The following is a 14102-nucleotide window of genomic DNA, read 5'->3' on the forward strand; positions in this document are numbered from 1 at the left end:
CTTCCTGAATCGTATGGATTTAATCCTGCACCTCTTAAATACCAATCTGCCATAATATACATTACTTTTATAAATCAAAAAGCAACAAAAACTTTATTCTAAGCTTACTATGTTCGGGGTTTTCAGCTTCTCCCATGTTTTTTGGATAACTTTATAAGCTCAGGATTCTAATATGAGTTTTACGGCCGATACCCAACACTAAATTCAGAAAAATCTGGGTGCTTCACTAGGGGCAGATGCCTCAAAAATAATTAATTATCAATGTAAAAAAGCTTTGTTAAAAGACAAGTAATTTGAGAATCATTTCAATTATTGGTATCCGCCCTATAGACTACATGTTTGATTGCTCGATAATTTGTTTATAGTTCTGGGGATATAGATCCTTGATGTTTTTGTGGTTTATGGACATGATATTTTGCAGTGTATGTTTTAGCCAGCGAAAAGGGTTTACCTCATGTTTCTTGCATATAGCAAAGAACGAATATATCATTGCTGCCCGCTGTGCAGCCTCATGGCTTCCTGCGAAGAGGTAATTTTTTCTGCCCAAACTCACTGGTCTTATCGCATTTTCGACAAGATTGTTGTCGATCTGTAGATTTCCATCATATAAGTAAGCCGATAAAGCATCCCATCGAGCGTAAGCATAGGCCATCGCTTTTCCGATCTGGCTTTTAGGGAGCGTAGTCTTTATTTCTTCAAAGATCCATTTACCAAGTTCATTGATTACTGGTAAAGACTCAGCAAGTCTCAGCTCCTTGATCTTCTGGGAAGAAAGGCTTCCTTGTTTAGCTTGCCGCTCTACAGCATATAATTTTTGGATCAACAGCAACGCCTTTTCAGCTCTTGGTTTATCATTGTCCAGTGATTTTTCAAACTCACGGCGAGCATGCGCCCAGCAGGCCAGGTGCGTCACCTCTTTCTTTTTTCCGTATTTTTCGTACACGGCATAGCCGTCGGTCTGAAGATATCCCTTGAAGTTTCCAAGCATGGGTACAGCAGCGATGCCACCACGGGTGGGACTATAATCAAACACCACGGTTCCGTCCAGCGGAGCGTGATAAACCCAATAATAACCTTGATGGGCAGCGCCTTTTTTATCGCTATCCAGTACCTTTATTGGCGTTTCGTCGACCTGTAAGTAGCCTTTGGATTTGGTGTCGAAAATGAGCTGATCATACAGTGGTTCTAGTTTTTCCAGCGCTTGTTTGGTCCATCCTTCGATTGTTGATGATGGGATTTGTATATTTTCCCTGGCGAAGATCTGCTTCTGGCGGTACAGCGGGAGGTGATCAGCATACTTGCCCGTGACTATCATCGCCAGCAGCCCCGATCCTGGTATTCCTTTGTCGACTACACGCTCAGGAAGTTCTCCGATCCTGATCTCTTCACCATTTTTAGCTGCATATTTATAACGGATATATCGTTTAATATAGAACTTAGCAGGCTCACATTCTAATTCATCGGTGATTTCCTTGCCAATGCATACCGTCTCTGATAAATCACCATCAGGGTGGATCTCGATCTCTTCTACAGGAAGATGGGCTGGAAGTTTAGCTCGTCCTTTGTGATTAGGACGCTTACGTACATATTCAATCTTTTCCTTGATTACTTCGTGTTGTTGCTCTATTTCAGCAGGCTCAGCTCCAAAAGGAAGCATCGTTTGGTTTGAGTCACCTTCAAAGCGCTCACGTTTCTGTCCAAACTGCATACGTTTGTACATCTCCACTTGCGATTTCAGATAATCGCGTTCTTGGGAAAGGGAATCTATCTTTTCATCACGGCTGGAAATAACCTTTAAAAGGTCCTCTTTCGATAGATTTTCCAGTGCCGTTTCCATACGCTAAAAATACGGATTTACCAGCTATTTAACAAGATAAAAGCCTGTTTTTATGCTAATGAATAACGTTTTTTTCGAATACTCTTTACCACATGAATGCCCTCTACCATCAGCACCAGATCGCTCCATGACATTTCATTTTCCCCGCCTTTTGGAGCAAGAAAGGTGCCCTGTTCCAGCCGTTTGTAATAGAGAACAAAGCCCCCACTTTCCCAATGTAGTAGTTTGATGTGTGTACGACTGCGATTCAAAAAAACAAACACTTCACCGCTGGTGGGACTGCGTTGCAGCCCGGAGCTGACTAATCCGCAAAGCCCATCAAAACTTTTACGCATATCACAATGCCCCGAATAAAGATAAAAACGATGCGAAGATCCTAGTGAGAACATTTCAATACAGGCGAATCAACTGAGCTAAAAGCGGCAGATCGCCATTAACTTTCAGTTTCACTCCATTTGGGTAAAATACTTCTATCTCCCTAATACCAGAATCCCGAACGATCGGGATAAATCCCAGGGGAGTATCTTCTTTTCCATTGCTCCGAGAATACCAATAATAAAACTTGGCCTCATTGATGCCTTTTTCCAGACAATAGTCTTTCTTTGACTTGCCACTGGATTGCCAATCTTCGATCATGGCGTGCATCGCGCTGCGCTTTTCTTTTAAATTATTCATACAGGCAAAGCTAAACCGAGAAAGTTAGCTAGTCAAGATGTACTTAGTAGGGCGGATACAATTATTGTGATCGGCTAAAGTCTAAGCTATATTCCAAGTACTTAACAAGTGTATTAACCATTAACTACTAAAATCATTGAACAGTTACTGATTTAAAAATATTAATTATTACTTCTCAGTAAAACATCTTGTTGATCTGTCTGAGTACTTAGTGCATTGTCAATTTGTTGCTGTATAGATGGAGATAATACTGGACCACCATGCCCATTACTATCTGCAAGTACTGCACAAATATATCTTGCGCCTGGACATGATGGAGCAGTTGTACCCCATAGGGTATAGCTTCCTGAGTCATATGGATTTGTTGCTGGGGATCTTAAATACCAATCTGCCATAACGTACATTACTTTTATAAGTCAAAAAGCAACAAAAACTTTATTTTAAGCTTACTATGTTCTGGGTTTTCAGCTTCTCCCATGTTTTCGGATAACTTTATAAACTCATGATTCTAATATGAGTCTTACAACCGATACCCAACACTAAATTCAGAAAAAACTGGGTGGTTCACTAGGGGAAGATGTCTCAAAAACAATTAAATATCAATGCAAAAAAACTTTGATTGCTAATCTTTCTGGTTAACAGAAAATTCTTCTGTAATTTTTAAATAGTCTTTAATTCTAAATAGTTTTAGAAGTCTAATCTAAAAAGCAAATAAATCAGAGGTCTTTTAAAATTGCGGCGCTCCCTGTTTTTCTTAAGCCCAGGCATAGCATGGGGAAAACAGGGAGCGAAAAATGGGGCGGGCAAAGCCCGCCCACCGGACGATTTTCAGCGATTAGGCTGCGGTTTTTTTCCGTATTAAAGTCCTGATCACAGGAGCAGACAAAGGCGTATTAATTTTGATCGGGTTCACTTTCAAGTCATGCAAGTTTAGAAATATCCCTCTATTGGCTATCCATTTATTGCGGATCAACTGCCATAATATTTCACCGCCAAATTGCGCAAGCGTTGGATTTATAAAAAGATCCTGCTTTTGTAGAGCTTCACGCAGAGAACAACTTGGTGTATTGTCTTCTGCTTCGGATTGAACCAACAAAGTTTTAAATTCATCAGTGATAAAAGGGAGCAACCCAACTGTCTGATATTTTTTGGATTTGGGCTGAACGATTTCACCAATGGTAGACAAGAGCAATTGACCAGTATCCTTACTATTGCCGTAATCCATCCAGTAATAAGGTCTATACCTTTCATTAAAGTTTGTCATTTCAAATTTTTTAAGGATTTCAGCAATATCAAACCTCGCTTGAACCGTATCCACACAACTTATAAATATATTAGCGGTTCCTTTATTCTTAAAACCAGACAAGTTCTCCTTATTATACTGATAGGGGCAGGCTTTCCAGTTTGTTCCGAAAAAACCATTAATATTGTTTATCCGGGCAACACACTTCTTTAATCCAAGTTCAGAGCGGGCGAACCTTTGCCTTCCTAAATTTGCTGTCGTTACGACTTTATCATCATATAAATTCACGTGCAAACCGGGGTGTCCCAGTTCAATCAGTGAATGACTAATTTCTGCAAGAGCTGTTAATACCCGGCTTCCTGTTCCGCCACATCCGATTAAATTAACGGTGAGCTGGTTGGTAGGGGCAAGCAAGTAATTTGCTGTAAAATGGATGATCGGCTTAGTTTTCATTGGAGTAGATTTTTAATTGTAGAACCAGTTTTAACGAGATGCTGAACAGGGAATTTTTTATTCCTGTTGATCAATTGTTTCCATAACTGGTGCAGGTTGCCATTAATTGGATTGTGTCCATCAATAAGGTGACTGAAATAACTGTTAAAAAAATAAACTTCCCATCGTGCTATAAAATCTTCGAGCATACAATCCTTTGGAATATTTATCTGAACAGACCCCATGCAAACCTTTCCCTGCCTGTATAAATTAAAGAAGGGCGCATGGTAGAGCGGGGTATCCTGAGTAATATCTGCACTTTCGGTTATGGCATAAATTGACAGGCTATCCTTTGATGCTTTCCATAATAATGCAGGTACATAAGCATTCCCGGATGGTAAGTCTAAATCTTTGAACAAGAGGTCTGCCTTCATTACAGGCGTATGCCAGATCACATAACCATTCTGATCGTGATTTATATAAATAATATTTTTAGGCATTAACCCTTTTGACTTCAGATAGGTCGTTTTCTGATCGGCCAGTGAATTGAAAACTTTTGCAAATGTGTGGCACTCTTTATTGTTTAATGGATGGGCATTAACAGGACGTCCATTTTCATCAAAATCAAAAGCTTGTACATAGCTGTTTTTATCCCTTGTTTTGGTCTTATAGATCACTATTGTTTTTACAGGGTGGTAACCTGTCCCAAAAATTTCAGTTATATTTTTCATAGCTTCTTATTAAGAATAAAACATAAATCATCTATCAGCCTAAAGAGTTCTATTGTGAAATCTAAGCTCTTTGCATCCTGATTGAATTTGCTGTCATAAGTCTTGAAAATTGTGGGCTGATCTCCGCATCCTGTATTTGCATAATTGTCCCTGACATATTCACATAATTCATCACAGATGCTTCCAATATTGTTATAAACAAAGGAAATGATCTGTTCACCGCTTACATACTCAAAATCTGGATCATCTGGTTCCGTATCGTGGTACATATGGTCGAATACATTTCCGTAAGGATATTTCTCAGCAAGGTAATAGGCATGTTTGGCCACATTTAAACAAAGCTGTTCTGTTTCATTTTTAGGATGAAAATCATCAATACGTTTTCGCAATTGCGCTAAATGATCTGTGCTATGAAGTATACGCTTGACCACATCACCGATATGTTCAATATCATTCAGTTCTTTTAACCTATTCCGGTAATTGTATTCCTCCATACAATCCTGATCCCATTCCAGGCAATCCCGGAGCATGTCATACTGATCATATAAAAAGGTTCCCTCATCCCTGTAAAAAGGGATTCCGGTTTTATCATACAGATAGGCGAAAACAGACAGCAATAGATCAGCAGTATCTTTTTGCTTCTTATTCCTTAATAATTTATATAATGGAAGTACGGGGATATAGTACAAAGTATAGCTAACATCAAATGTTTGTTTTGTAGTGAGGACAATTCTATTGTCATCATTGATCACAATAGACATTTCAGTATCCAGCTGATTGTTCTCAAAATGGGCATAACAATGCCAGTAGGCTAACAAAATATTATAAGGATATGGTTTATCCTTTACATTTAAAGGCTCAAAATTATGGGCTTTGGCAAAAATAGAAACGGAATCAAAGAAGTCCCTTTCTGTAGCCAGTTGGTCTGGTAATTTTTCCGCGGAGGGTTCATAAACCGGGAGGAACCGATGGTTTAGAAAACCATCGGCAATCGGTTGGCCGGTAACGACTTCGGTTCCATACTTTGAACGCTTCCGGCATCTGGAAGAATGTCCATTGTTTCTGTAATTTGTCCTAAAAGTTGATAAAGCTTCCATTGTTTTTTATTTTTCGGCATTTTAATAATGCCAGTTTCCTGCTCTGTTTTCATTTTTTTTAACCTTTAGTGCCCATTGTAGACACAAACGTATATTGTAGTTTATCATTTTTAATTAAGGGGCCTTCTATTCTGGCAGTAGTTAGAATTGGGTAAATATTAGAATAGAACTCCCGTACATATTCGGGAGTGAATTTTTCCTGTGGATCAGGGTCACTTAAAGGGATTTGCTGCCCATTTTCTTCGTGGATGAAAACCCGTTTTAATATTATACTTGACATGATGTATTATTTTTAGGTTATAGATTTACAATAATTGGAGCTGATCAGCATATTGTTTGGCCTTACGATCTAAATCAATTGCCATCTTTTTCAGCTCCTTTTCTTTTTCAGGGTAATCTATTTCAGATGGTAATATTTTAAGCGCATCTTCATATTTGCACAGGCCATTGAACTCTTCAATTTTTTTCATGGCCTCTTCATAGTTTTTTTTCATTTCCTCTTTAGATACGGCCGGGGCAGTCTCGATCTGATCATCCTCCACATTGGATTTTTTAGTTGATTTCTCAGATTTTTTAGGAGCAATAGCTTCTTGTAATGCCTTTTCATAATGCGCTTTATTAATAAACCCTTCGGCTGTTTTTTTTACGGGATTTAGTAACTCCTCAAAGAAAGTTTCCCCTAAATGTTCAGATGTGCCTGTAAAGAGCATCGGAGGGAGGGACTTTTGCTGTTCTTTATGACTGATTTCAGGATTAAACAGGACACTTGCAATAACCTGATCATCGTCTTTGATTTGGATAGCAATGTTAAACACGCCTTTTACATTGAGGCTTTCTAAAGCCTCGAAGAAATTGGTTTTCATTATTTTGATTTTTGATGAATTTATGATTACAGTAACTGCCATTGAATAGCCATAAAAAGCCCTATGACTATCAATATAAAAGCGACTTTTGATAAAACCCATTCCAATATTGAAGAGATTACAGCAATGAAATAATTGCTGTAATGCTGCATCCCACCTAAACCCCTGCGGTTAAATCTTCGCATTCCTATAATAAATAGTATTAAAATTCCTATGATGATGAACAGGTAGCCAAAAGTCTGTGGCTTCATGTTGATGATTAATAATGTATTCATGGTTTTTCTGATTAAATGTTAATTATTGAATTATTTTTCCTCTGCTAATTTTGATTGCAGTTCTACAAGTTTGTCGTGAAAATCTGACCAGTAAGATTGCAGTTTCATATCCGAAAGGATTTGTGCGGGACTAGGATTCTCATGTGCATAGCTTTTAAATAGATTCGCCTGCTTTATGGCCTTTTTCAAATCGGTAACCTTGATTTTTGTACCTGATAAATCTGTTATTTCCATTTTCGTAGAATTGTATGGTTTAAGTATTAAAAAGAAGATCAAATGTTTGTATGAACTTTGGATTCTGACACCGCTTATCTTTGATGTACAGCCTTACGCAATGATTAATGTATAAGGATTGGTTCCCCTTGTACAGGAGTGTAGCAAACAGGTAAGCATCCCTTTTCTTACATTTTTTAAATTCAGCTACAGCCAGTTCCACGTTGCGGATCAAATACAGCCATGTGGTAAAAGTATAGTTCGGATGATTCCACCTGTCCCGGTTATCATCTTCAAAGGCCAATATATTCTCCGAGGTATATTGAATGAAATCCAGTAAAGGAGGTATTTCACCTGGGAAAAATTCATATAACAGTTGGCCTTTAGCCTGTGCGGTGCATTTATTTAATTCCATGATTTCTGATTTTAATGTGATCTATTTGATTATTAGAACAGCAGATCATTTTCTATTGAAAATATCTGATACTGCTTGTCTGTCATTTTTCTTAATAGCTTCCCGAATTGCTTCTGCACCGCAACCGTATCCCATTTCCGGGTGATAAGAAACAGAAAGTGAATACCCCTCTTTTGTTGTGAATTTCTTATCCATTACACCGAAAACTTCTATTAATTCGGTCAGATCAGTGATGCTTCTTGGGTGAGTAGCGAAAAAGTGCTTTCCTTTATGCGCTACATTGATTTCGTAATACATAGTTTTAGATATTAGGTTAAATGATTTTTATATTTATTTCTGCTATTTGATTTAGATTTTAAATGGGGGAGGGTTTCCTCCCCCGGATTTTTAATTGAAAATGAGTGAATCGCTTCCTTTAAGTGAAAAATCATTGCACAGATCAAATGCGGTCTGCGATCTCAATTTTGCCGTACCTTCCACGATTGAGCGGAATTTATCCTCTTCATTCTGGAACTTGCGAACATTTTGGAAGTACCCGGTTACCGCATTATAAGCACCATATACCGTACCTGCTGTGGTATCCAGCTGCTGAGTTGGATTAGACATAGCGTATTTATAAACATCACCCACAATATTCAGGTAGGCAGTAGAAAGCAGGTCGGTTTTCCCTTTTTCCAAATTGTGGAGTACCTCTCTATTAGGAGCCATAGCAATCTGTATCAGTTTTTTCACCTCTTTGTCTGTGATGCTGACTTTAGACCAGTGGTTGAAAATGTCTCCCAGTTCATTTGTCATCCTGTTGCTGATGCCTAAAAGTTTATGTGCAGTGCTTAAACGGTCTTTAGCAGAGGAAGTATGACGAATTTTAACCGCATTGGTCTGGCTTTTTAAGGCTGCATTAAGCGTGTTGTTACAAACGATACGGATCGGTGTAAAAGCAGCATTTATACTGCCTGAACCATCGTGCGAAGTTGTTAAAAACAAATATTGCTCTATCAGATCATTCCGGCCAACGGTAATATAATCAGGAAGTTTGGCGGTGATGAAAATACGTTCCCCATTGCCCAAAGCACCTGCAGTTTCATATTTTATATCATTTGCACCGCCTACAATTTCATCAAAGAAAGAAAAGGCATCTACATTCTGTACGATCTGGTATCCTTTTCCCACCACTCCCAAAACCTGATCGTTGTCGGTTCTGACATTGGCGAAGAAGTCAGGGACTTCAATTTGTGAATAAATCCATTCATCAGGATTGTTGAAATTGAACTGACCACTGTCAGGAGTATATAATTTGCGTTTTTCTACGGTGAAATCAAGCCCGGCAAATTTGATGGCTTCGGCGCTTGTAGGATAATCCTCTACAATTTGACCGAGGCCATGCCATGCTTTTTCGCGTACTGAAAAGAAACTGTGATTTCCGGTTAATTCGTTGTAATTAAGATTGTGTGACATGATATTGAATTTTAAGGTTGAAATTGAAATGAACTGTTATGGTTTGCGCTGTTAGAATGGAAGGTCATCCGTTATATCTGTGCTGGCTGATCTGGTTTGCGAAGCAGAATTTCCTGCTGTTGCTCCGGTAGTGCCTTTGGATAAGAGCTTTATTCCATTGGTGAAAAAGTGAAGACTGCTTTTGAGTTCGCCATTACGATCTAAATAAGCCCTTGAAGTGGTACGGCCTATAAGTTGCACCAATACGCCTTTTTTAAGATACTGGGCGATTTTTGTATTTATCCAGTAACCACATTCGTAATAAGTAGTCACTTTTTTGGTTTCACCATTTGCCCTGTAACTGTCATTAATGGCAATACTAAAATTCACTACCTCTTTGTTTCCTTTAACCGGATTAATGTTTGCATCTGCGGTTAATCTTCCAATAATTTCCATTGTTTTAAGTTTAAATTTTACATACTGTTAGTTACTTCCTCCTTACCCGACCTGCCTCAAAAGACATTTTTCAAAAGAAAAAACGGAAAAAAAGAAAGCCCTTAAAGACAGTGGCCAGGAAGACTGGGGAGTGAGGACGGACAGAAAAAAAAAATGGGAGGCTCCCTCTTCAGGGATACCCATTTTTTTTTCCGACAACTGAACGTACCAGACTATGGTCACTATCTTAGCTGCCCTTTTCGTCCGTTTTCATATGAAAAATTTCACACCCATTAAAAAGCTTTCAAAATCATAAAGCATTCAGCATTGAATATTAATGCCTTTAGAGATAGAAGAAAACCAAACAATAATGAATTCGGGCTATTTGAAATACAGGGTTGGTAATAAAATTAAAGTCAGTATTAGTAACAGGCTATAGAAAACCGTTAGGAAAGAAGTGGAAATCCCGGAATGAAATGAGGAATTGTAGCGGAGAGACGGGCCGGTTACGGCAACGGCATAAAGAAAATTAATATGGCCAGATATAAATCCCTGATTTGTTCACAAGACAATTATATAAATGAAAAGATTATACATAAGGGTTTAGGGCACAAATCATTTTACGCAGTATTGAATTTTATATTTTATTCTTTTAATAATGAGATTTTACACAAATTGGCGAACGCTAATTTGAGAGGCTATTTATGTTAAAACCTATTGATTATGAAAGTGAGAGATTGTGTGTTCATTCCTTCAGACCCTATGACTTGCAAAGGTTTGATCAATTCGCACTTGATATTCTTTCTATCTTATCAGACGATTTTACCTTAAAATTTATTCCTGGAAAGCGGCTCAATACTATTGTTGAAGCCGAAGCCTTTCTGCAAACCATGATTGTTAATTTTCACAACGGGCGGAATTTTATGCACTTTATCACAGATAAAAAGATGAACCGTGTAATAGGCATAATTGACTTGATATCCCCAAAAGTTGCCAGAGAACACTATGAAATTGAAAAGTACCCGTATTTTATTGAGTTTTATCTAAGTGGACTTGCAGCGGGGACTTCAATTATGTCTGAGATTCTTCCTGCGATTGTAAGTAATGTAATTAGCCAGGGGATAACTTGCATAGGTGCAGTCATTGATCGCAATAACACAGCTGCAAAAAAGGTGCTTGAAAAAGCAAGTTTCCTTTACAAATCAAGATTTGACATTCTTCAGGATTTTTATGAAACTGACTTGGGAAATTACAAGTAAAGTATCCTACATGCTAAGCTACTGATAGAATTATCTTTTTTGAATATATTTTCAAGAAATAAACAAGTCCAAAGAAAGTGGCACTACGTCTTTATGCTGCTCACCTCCTGGTTTTAATTTAATAAGTTCGGTTGCCTGAAATTCTTTTTCAAGTGCCCCATGCTCAGTATAAAGATCGACTTTAATAAGAGATCCGATAATCTGGCGAACATTTTGGTGGGCTACCTTTATTAGAAAATCTTCTGTTGTTACTCTTTGTTTCTGAAATACTGTGCCTTTATAGGATCTCTCATAATTTACGAAGCCATCCGGATCAGCGTCTTCATAATTAGCAAGGTCTAGCTCACGTGGTATCTTTATAATATAATTGAATCCACCGATGCTCCCATTTGTTATGTTGGTGAAAACGAATTTTAACTTGAAATCTATGAATTTATAGAGACCGCCCAAAACGACTGCCTCTCCCGTTGCTTTAATTACAGGATCTATTGTAATGCGATCTATTACATCAGCTGCCTCATCCACAGCAAATGCACGAGCAACCTTAACTGGTAATTTGGGTTTGTTTTTAGCAACTTCGGCAAAAATATATCGTTCATGCCCTGTTAGCTTTTCAAAAAGACGGGTTCTTTCTTCTTTAACTGAGAGGTCAACTATATCCCTGCCCTTAAAACCTGCTGGGGTGATCTCTTTAGCTCTGCCCTGGAAACTGGCTAAAATATATTTATTGGGACTATTGTTGATATCATTAATTATTAATTCGTATTCTGTCCCGACTCCGCCTTCAAAACTATCAGCTCGCTGTTTGTAACCCTCAGATAGGATAATAATAATTTTTGGGTAATCATGCATCGCTTTATGCATCATTTTAACGAAATTAATTGAGGTTTCTTGCTGTGCTAGCTTTTTATCCATATCTGCCTCAAAACCGTTGTCTCTTAAATAATTTGCAAAATCAAAAACTTTGTCATCATGTTCTTTTGACTCCCATCTATAGGTGATAAAAACCCGGTTGTCATTTGAGATAGTTTCTGTTTGGTTATTTGTTGCTCGCATAAAATCTATTTGAGGTTCTTCTGAGTCATTTAAATTAGATGATAACTGAAGTGTTCTGCCGAAATTTAATGAACTATTTTGGATTCTGCTGGATGATTGCTGTCTTTTTTGTAACGCGGCCTCTTCTTTTTTTAACGCATCAATTCTCTTGTTCAGAGATTCTTTTTTAGTACGTTTCTGCTTTTCATAATCGTTAATCTTCTGCTGAATACTCAAAGACTCCTTATTATATCTTAAAATCTGACTTTGTTTACTTTGGAGTGTAGATAATGAAGTGGTTTTCGTAATTGATTTACTAACTGAATTGATTTGAGATTGTTTGTCTATTGTTTTCTTCGTTTCAGCAAAGATCTTTTTGTCCAGGTCAAGTATTTCTTTTTGTAGTTTTGAGATTTGAGAATGATAGCTTGATAAACTCATTGGCGCTTAATTGAAGTGTAAATATAAACAAACTTTTAAAGGGCTATGGTGCCTTTCATCTCCAAAAGATTTATATTTAGACATGAAAGGTCTCAAAGTGAAATTTACACCATCCCAAGATGACATTGCAGAAATCAAAAGCTGGTTAATCGCTGAAAATGAGAGTTTCAAAGAGGGATTCTATTGCAACTGGTCAGTAATACTCCAATCTTACGAAGATAAAAAATTAGTAGTACTTATATCAGAGCAAAAAGCAATTGGCTTTATCACTTGGCGTGAAGGGGAGAAAGTAGCTACTATAGATATCGCGGAGATCAAACCAGAACTAAGAAAAAAGGGGTATGGAAGACATTTAGCAGAAAAACTCTTTCAAAAGCTGTTAAAAAGGGGATTCGCCGTTTTAGATTTGCATTGCCAGCCTGCCAAGTCCGAAGCTGTATGGAAACGGTTGGGATTTGTACGCTTTCCTGATGTTAAAGAATTTGAATGGGAAAATTCGGAGAGAGGCAGCCATTTATACAAGATAATGGTCCCGCATCTCAAACCCACAAAGTCCCAGATATCTAAAGAATCCATATACCTTTGGGGAGTTGAACCTCGTTTGGCTGAACGTGAAGCAGCCCGCTGGAAATGGCATCCAAAATTCCAAAAAGGAACAAGAAAATTAATGTTACCAATAGTCTTTCCTGCAAATCGTAATTGGCAAATCAGCTGGAGTAAAAATGATATGCCCATCAAAACCAGTAAAATTAAATACTTTAGTCGTAATGAAATCGATTTTAAGAGTTTCATTATCATAGAAGAGTTACCAATAACTTAGTATGGCAAATATAGAAAAGCAACCAATAATCACGGAAATATATCTTGAAAGCATTTGTGCTGTGATCGGAGACACCGTTGAAGGGCTTACTGGTACTGAAATCACAAAAATTCTGGCTGACTGCAAGATGACGGATAATTTATCAATGGCGAGTAAATCAACCCGATTATATAATGCATTCGTACTTTATCAAAATAGAAACCAATGCTCAAATGGGATTTTAAAATTCCTAAGTCATGCAATGCATCCAGCCAGATATATGAAAAGAAATGAGCTGTTTCAATACCGACTAAATGAACTTAATAAGTCTCTATCTTTCATTGGCCTTGAATTATCAAAAGAAGCCAAATATAAAAAGGTTGCTGCTGCAAGAACGCTTTCTGACGCTCAGGAAAGAGCCAGTCATTATAAATCAAAATTGGAGCTTAGAAATATACATCCTGAAGTTTTTAAATATTGCGATGAAGAACTTGTTAAAGAAAATTATTTTCACTCTGTATTTGAAGGAGTAAAAGGAGTAGCTCAAAGACTAAGGGATAAGACAGGTGTACATGCCGATGGAAATGCTCTTGTAGATGTGATTTTTTCAACTGCTAATCCGCTTTTGAAAATTAATCCACTACTTACGGACACGCAAAGAAGCGAGCATCTGGGACTTTCCAATATGATAAAAGGGCTCTTTGGTGTCATTAGAAACCCAACTGCACATACTCCAAAAATCAAATTTGTAATTAATGAAGCCGAAGCTTTGGACATCATGACAATTGTATCATACGTACATAAGAAGCTTGATAAAGGTGTTTAATTCTAAAATTTAGTATTCTGTTCAAATTTTTTATGAACTAAAAGGTTATTATAAGATCACAATTCCCAAATTAAGCTAAATATAATTTTCTA

19 protein-coding genes are annotated in these 14102 nt (G+C 37.5%); 4 read left to right on the forward strand and 15 right to left on the reverse strand.

Translation table 11 applies throughout. The annotated features are described in order from the left end of the window. Positions 1 to 331: 331 nt before the first annotated feature. From AB3G38_RS02765 to AB3G38_RS02775, 3 genes are read right to left on the reverse strand one after another with little or no spacing between them, the layout of a single operon-like run. Positions 332 to 1837, reverse strand: coding sequence for an IS66 family transposase (locus AB3G38_RS02765; RefSeq protein ID WP_367866682.1), 1506 nt, complete (start codon positions 1835 to 1837; stop codon positions 332 to 334). 50 nt (positions 1838 to 1887) lie between these two features. Next, positions 1888 to 2172, reverse strand: coding sequence for an IS66 family insertion sequence element accessory protein TnpB (gene tnpB / locus AB3G38_RS02770; protein ID WP_367866681.1), 285 nt, complete (start codon positions 2170 to 2172; stop codon positions 1888 to 1890). Between the two features lie 55 nt (positions 2173 to 2227). Then, positions 2228 to 2512, reverse strand: coding sequence for an IS66 family insertion sequence element accessory protein TnpB (locus AB3G38_RS02775; protein ID WP_367866680.1), 285 nt, complete (start codon positions 2510 to 2512; stop codon positions 2228 to 2230). Between the two features lie 238 nt (positions 2513 to 2750). Here AB3G38_RS02775 and AB3G38_RS02780 point away from each other — a divergent pair, with 238 nt between their 5' ends. Further along, on the forward strand, positions 2751 to 2909 hold the full coding sequence (locus AB3G38_RS02780) for a hypothetical protein (RefSeq protein ID WP_367866978.1): 159 nt from the start codon (positions 2751 to 2753) through the stop codon (positions 2907 to 2909). Between the two features lie 438 nt (positions 2910 to 3347). On the opposite strand, the gene AB3G38_RS02785 is transcribed toward AB3G38_RS02780, so the two are convergent. The 11 genes from AB3G38_RS02785 to AB3G38_RS02835 form a co-directional block, all read right to left on the reverse strand. Further along, the gene (locus tag AB3G38_RS02785; RefSeq protein WP_367866979.1) at positions 3348 to 4208 is read right to left on the reverse strand and encodes a PRTRC system ThiF family protein; all 861 of its coding nucleotides are present in this window, start codon (positions 4206 to 4208) and stop codon (positions 3348 to 3350) included. Next, complete coding sequence (locus tag AB3G38_RS02790) at positions 4205 to 4918, reverse strand: PRTRC system protein B (protein ID WP_367866980.1); 714 nt, start codon at positions 4916 to 4918, stop codon at positions 4205 to 4207. Before AB3G38_RS02790 ends, AB3G38_RS02785 begins: the two co-directional genes overlap by 4 nt. Beyond that, positions 4915 to 6015 (reverse strand): hypothetical protein, encoded by a 1101-nt coding sequence (locus AB3G38_RS02795; RefSeq protein WP_367866981.1) that lies wholly within the window; start codon positions 6013 to 6015, stop codon positions 4915 to 4917. The genes AB3G38_RS02790 and AB3G38_RS02795 overlap by 4 nt, the downstream gene beginning before the upstream one ends. Positions 6016 to 6073: 58 nt before the next feature. Beyond that, a complete protein-coding gene (locus AB3G38_RS02800) occupies positions 6074 to 6295 on the reverse strand; it encodes a PRTRC system protein C (RefSeq protein ID WP_367866982.1) in 222 nt (73 codons plus the stop codon). Positions 6296 to 6320: 25 nt separating this feature from the next. Further along, positions 6321 to 6878: a hypothetical protein gene (locus AB3G38_RS02805; RefSeq protein ID WP_367866983.1), complete on the reverse strand. Its 558-nt coding sequence runs from the start codon at positions 6876 to 6878 to the stop codon at positions 6321 to 6323. Positions 6879 to 6904: 26 nt separating this feature from the next. Then, positions 6905 to 7153, reverse strand: a complete 249-nt coding sequence (locus AB3G38_RS02810) for a hypothetical protein (protein ID WP_367866984.1) — start codon at positions 7151 to 7153, stop codon at positions 6905 to 6907. A 30-nt stretch (positions 7154 to 7183) separates the two neighbouring features. Next, positions 7184 to 7387 (reverse strand): 3-isopropylmalate dehydratase, encoded by a 204-nt coding sequence (locus AB3G38_RS02815; protein ID WP_367866985.1) that lies wholly within the window; start codon positions 7385 to 7387, stop codon positions 7184 to 7186. A gap of 19 nt (positions 7388 to 7406) precedes the next feature. Beyond that, the gene (locus tag AB3G38_RS02820; protein ID WP_367866986.1) at positions 7407 to 7781 is read right to left on the reverse strand and encodes a hypothetical protein; all 375 of its coding nucleotides are present in this window, start codon (positions 7779 to 7781) and stop codon (positions 7407 to 7409) included. Positions 7782 to 7826: 45 nt separating this feature from the next. After that, entirely contained in the window at positions 7827 to 8078 is a 252-nt protein-coding gene (locus AB3G38_RS02825; protein WP_367866987.1) for a hypothetical protein, read from the reverse strand. 90 nt (positions 8079 to 8168) lie between these two features. Beyond that, entirely contained in the window at positions 8169 to 9236 is a 1068-nt protein-coding gene (locus tag AB3G38_RS02830) for a DUF932 domain-containing protein (protein ID WP_367866988.1), read from the reverse strand. A gap of 51 nt (positions 9237 to 9287) precedes the next feature. Beyond that, on the reverse strand, positions 9288 to 9671 hold the full coding sequence (locus AB3G38_RS02835; RefSeq protein WP_367866989.1) for a single-stranded DNA-binding protein: 384 nt from the start codon (positions 9669 to 9671) through the stop codon (positions 9288 to 9290). A gap of 683 nt (positions 9672 to 10354) precedes the next feature. Here AB3G38_RS02835 and AB3G38_RS02840 point away from each other — a divergent pair. Beyond that, on the forward strand, positions 10355 to 10909 hold the full coding sequence (locus tag AB3G38_RS02840; protein ID WP_367866990.1) for a GNAT family N-acetyltransferase: 555 nt from the start codon (positions 10355 to 10357) through the stop codon (positions 10907 to 10909). 51 nt (positions 10910 to 10960) lie between these two features. Here AB3G38_RS02840 and AB3G38_RS02845 read toward each other — a convergent pair whose 3' ends face one another. Then, a complete protein-coding gene (locus AB3G38_RS02845; protein WP_367866991.1) occupies positions 10961 to 12385 on the reverse strand; it encodes an SEFIR domain-containing protein in 1425 nt (474 codons plus the stop codon). 82 nt (positions 12386 to 12467) lie between these two features. Here AB3G38_RS02845 and AB3G38_RS02850 point away from each other — a divergent pair, with 82 nt between their 5' ends. Both AB3G38_RS02850 and AB3G38_RS02855 read left to right on the forward strand, forming a co-directional pair. Further along, positions 12468 to 13205 (forward strand): GNAT family N-acetyltransferase, encoded by a 738-nt coding sequence (locus tag AB3G38_RS02850; protein ID WP_367866992.1) that lies wholly within the window; start codon positions 12468 to 12470, stop codon positions 13203 to 13205. Position 13206: 1 nt separating this feature from the next. Beyond that, positions 13207 to 14010, forward strand: a complete 804-nt coding sequence (locus AB3G38_RS02855) for a TIGR02391 family protein (RefSeq protein ID WP_367866993.1) — start codon at positions 13207 to 13209, stop codon at positions 14008 to 14010. The last annotated feature ends 92 nt before the right edge of the window (positions 14011 to 14102 follow it).

This window comes from Pedobacter sp. WC2423 (assembly GCF_040822065.1).
Classification (GTDB): Bacteria; Bacteroidota; Bacteroidia; order Sphingobacteriales; family Sphingobacteriaceae; genus Pedobacter.